At 61.8% G+C, this 3,899-nt stretch carries 3 protein-coding genes; all 3 read left to right on the top strand.

Going from position 1 to position 3,899, the window contains the following annotated elements:
• The first annotated feature begins 173 nt into the window (after positions 1-173).
• The 3 genes from ACWGS9_RS34125 (at position 174) to ACWGS9_RS34115 (ending at position 3,723) form a co-directional block, all read left to right on the top strand.
• Positions 174-584 carry a hypothetical protein gene (locus ACWGS9_RS34125; RefSeq protein WP_454509334.1) on the top strand — a complete coding sequence of 137 codons (411 nt, stop codon included), beginning with the start codon at positions 174-176 and terminating at the stop codon, positions 582-584.
• 548 nt (positions 585-1,132) lie between these two features.
• Positions 1,133-1,474: a MobC domain-containing protein gene (locus ACWGS9_RS34120; protein WP_454509333.1), complete on the top strand. Its 342-nt coding sequence runs from the start codon at positions 1,133-1,135 to the stop codon at positions 1,472-1,474.
• Complete coding sequence (locus ACWGS9_RS34115; RefSeq protein ID WP_454509332.1) at positions 1,471-3,723, top strand: relaxase/mobilization nuclease domain-containing protein; 2,253 nt, start codon at positions 1,471-1,473, stop codon at positions 3,721-3,723. The genes ACWGS9_RS34120 and ACWGS9_RS34115 overlap by 4 nt, the downstream gene beginning before the upstream one ends.
• Positions 3,724-3,899 lie beyond the last annotated feature (176 nt).

Below are 3,899 nucleotides of genomic sequence, written 5' to 3'. Positions count from 1 at the left end.
AACGGCACGCCGATCGCCGACCATGCGCTGCAAAACCGTGTCGCCTATCGGGACCTGCAAAGCGGCCAGACACTCTATAGTCCCGATCAGCCTGACGCTAAGGCGATTGCCGAAAGTGAGGGGGTCTTCGACGATGTCCTCAAGGCCTTCACCGAAGCAATGAGGGAGGCCGCATGACCGAGAAAAGCACCCCGGACACGCAAGACGACAAGAAGGCTCGCATGCTGCGAGCGATCTCCACACAGCCGCCGACGCTTCCAAGCATGTTCATCGCTCCGAAATCCGATCCCGCCCCTCAGCCGCTTGCCGCCACATCGTCGGCGGCATCGGAGGCTGAAGCAGCGCCAGCGTCACCCCGGCCGGACTTCCGTAAAATGCTGCGACAGGGCCAGAAGAAGGATCCGGTTGCCGGCAAGAGGATTCGCGAAGAGGAAATGGTGCGCTGCGGCTATTACCTTACTGCTGGCGAGCAGCGCCAATTCAAGCTGCTCGCGGTCAGCAATGGCCACAGCATGACCGAGCTGCTGCGCCAAGCGGTGCAGGACTACATCAAGGCCCATAAACACAAGCTGCCGAACGATTAGGACAGCCCGCCCTGCGGCGCCCGCCGTCCATAAGGGTGCAGTGAACGCTCCGGGCCACACGATCGAGGCCGCGTCATCGCGCGCGTCTCGGTTGCAAATCAGCCGTGCTCGTTGGCCTCGGTCGCATGGCTCTCCAATCTGTCTTGCGATGCCAACCGCGGTCACCGTCATCAGCGATCGCGACGTGCGGTTTGTCTCCATGTTAGCATGATGAGTTCGCAGTAAGGCGGTATATCACGACAGAAACATGTTGAGAAGTTGGCTTGTCAACAAGTCACGGAAGCCTCATGTCCCTCATGATCTATGTATCCTGGCTAACATATGTATCTTAGTACGAAATGGAAACTGGTATCTGTTGGCGAATATGCGAATGTTTTTTGCGTGATGGGGTTTTGTATTTGGCAGGATAGCCTTTTTTGTGTTACACATGAAAAAATGGCGGCGCGGCCCAAGGGCCTTAGCGCCCGCAAGCGGGCTTGAAGATGAGACCCAACAACGACCAAACAGAAACGCAGAACGCATCCCGGCGCTATGGCGAAGTCCTGCATGTGCGCTTCTCAAGCGTCGAGCTGAAGCGGCTGCGCGCCATTGCTGATGGAGAGTCTGTGACGGTCAGCGAAGTCGTTCGCCGCCTTGTTCGGACCGAGGCGGGCTTTCTGCCGGCAGCGACGGGTGAACTGCGACCCTCCATTGAGGAGGCCACCGACCAGCTTCGCCGCGTCGGTGTGAATTTCAACCAGGCCGTCCGCGCGATGAACGAGGGCCGGGTGCCGTATGACGAAGACCTCGAGCGCGCCCTGGTCGCCGTTGGCGAGCTCGTGCGACGGTTCCGCGAAGAATTGAAGGCGATGACTGCGAGGTCGCGCAAGCGGAGCGAGGTCAAGGCATGAGCGGTCGCCTTGCCGGATACGCTGCCGAGATCGAACGCTATTTGCGCATGCCGGGCGCTGGCGATCTCAAGGACCTTGATGACGATGAGCTTTTGCAATCGGCTCGCCGGGAGACGGCCGACGTTCAAGCAATGAGCATCCACGGGAGTGGCGTCACCGCGCACCACCTGGCTTCCGTCCAGTCACGCGGGAAATGGCCGTCGGCGAGCGCAAGGCACTCGGAAGCGAATCCCCGCGCCGCGAAGGCACCTGTTTCGTCCGGAGGCAGAGGAGGACCGCTCAGCGCGGCACCGCTGTCTGGCGCCAGCGGGAGTGTCCGTTCATCCAGCGACGCAAAAGGGCCGATAGCGATTTTTGGCCTAGCACTCGGTGCTTTCGTCAAGGAAGAGGAAGAAGAATGGCGGCGCCGCGGAGGGGGCGGCGGAAGGTCGGGCGCACTCCCGTCCGCTCGACACTTCGCGCGGTCGACGCGTGAGGCGAGGGCGGTTGCGGCGCGAGCGGCCTTTGCCGCCGGCGCGCAGCCGGCGGTGTTCAAGGTGTTGTCGAGCGCGGCCAATCCTAAGCAGGCCGGCGCCCTGCTCGCCTATGTCGGCATACGCGCCAATGAACAGGGCGAGAAGCGTGACATCGAGATCTTTACCGATAGCGGACAGGGGCTTGCCAATGCGCAGGACCGTCGCGGCTTTCTCCATCAATTCACCCAGACATTCGAGCCGCAGCTTGAGAATACGAATTTCATCGAAGTGCGATTTGAACTGGCCGGCGACGTCACGGACGAAGCGCTTTCGGTAGCCTTGCACAGGACCTTCGGATCAAATCCGTTCGTCTATGCTCGCACGGGCAACAGCGTCGACGTTTATGGCCACACGGAGGACCGCGCCGGGACGCTTGCCAAGATTCTAGCTGCCGGGCGTGCTAATTCACGCAGCAAAGCGCTCGACAAGATCGAAGCCGGCTTGCGCGAAGCCCTGGGGCAGGCCGGTGTTCGCGCGGCGGCGGAAGTGACGGCGGCCGTCGGCAACGAGCGTAAGGCGCAATACTTTCTCCAGAAGTTTATTCGATCGCACAAGCAGGTTCGCCAGGCGGACGGACAGGCAGTTACCAGCAAACAGCCGACGAAAGCGGCCGCGGCGATTTTTGAGCAATGGCGGCCACAACTTTCCGGCCGGGAGCGCCGCAATGCTTACCACCTGATTTTCTCTGCCCGGGCTGGTACGGACGCGCAAGCCATCATGGCGGCCGCGCGAGCCGTGCTCGAAGAGCGCGCGCCGGGGCACCAATTCGTGCTTGCACACCATGCCGAGACGAAGCACGTCCATATCCACGCCATGGTGCAGGCGCGGTCGGCCGAGGGCGAGCGGCTGACATTCTACAAGGCGGATCTCCATGCCTGGCGGGAAGCCTACGCGGAGAAGGCGCGCGAACACGGTATAGCGATGGTCGCCACCCGCCGGTACGATCACGCAATGAGCCGACCGTACACGAAGGAACACGCAGGCGCATACAAACGCGCGCTGAACGATCCGCGCCACCAGGTCAGTGACAAGACGGTCGCGCGCGTGGAAGATAAGCGGCAGCGTCGAATTGACCGCCGACTGCTCGTCGCCAATGGCGCAGCGATCGCCGGCGTGTGGCAGCAGACGGCCGCCGTGATGCGGGCGGCTGGCGTGACCGGCCAAGCGCTGACCACAGCCCAGGCGATCGGCAACAATGTCCTCCAGATTCATGCGCACAGGGCAGGCGAGAAGCCGGCGGCTACCGTCTCCAAGGGTGACAAGGGACCGCGGCAGACCTCATCATTCCTGTCCCATCCCGGCATGAAAGAATTGACCAGGCTGATAGGAGCTACCGAAATGGCGCAGACACCTTTGGAAATGCGGCAGAAGATGGCGCGTGTGAACCAGGCGTTGGATCAGATGCGGGACACGCTCCCCGACGCTGAGCAAACCCGTTTCGAACAATACCGCGATGGCGTGAACGACAAGATGCACGATCGTCTCGCTCGCCTCCAATACGAGCAGCAAAAGGGTGCAGGCGGAGCCAGCGAAGCAGCGCCTGAAAGGGAGGCGCGCGGCCGCGATTTACCGGCCCGAGACGATGCGCGTCAGCCCGAGACCTCGGCGCGACAGGACGAGAAGGCGCGACAGCGCGTTCAGCAGCAGAAAGACGCAGCCAAGCAAAAGGGCCGACAGACCGACGAGCAGGACCGTAAAACGCAGCGCGGCCAAGGCGACGAATATGAGCGCTGAAGCGCATGTCTCCCGAAGGTAGGCCCCTTCGTAGCCATAGCGATCGACGCGATCCCACCAGACAGGCGATGAAAGAGAGGGCTGGATCCTAGACGCACCCGCCTAGAGCGGGATGAGATTAGTGTTGGTCATAGCCTGAGTTTTGGAAATAGTGTGAGCACTCTGTCGGTGTGACG

The organism is Mesorhizobium sp. Arg314 (assembly GCF_053714275.1).
Note: the sequence above shows the minus strand (reverse complement) of the source record. Positions and strands in the feature narration are given on the sequence as shown.

Bases quoted from the DNA above. Each gene is read 5' to 3' on its own strand.
- ACWGS9_RS34125 (WP_454509334.1), top strand. From the start codon at position 174: ATGACCGAGAAAAGCACCCCGGACACGCAAGACGACAAGAAGGCTCGC.
- ACWGS9_RS34115 (WP_454509332.1), top strand. From the start codon at position 1,471: ATGAGCGGTCGCCTTGCCGGATACGCTGCCGAGATCGAACGCTATTTG.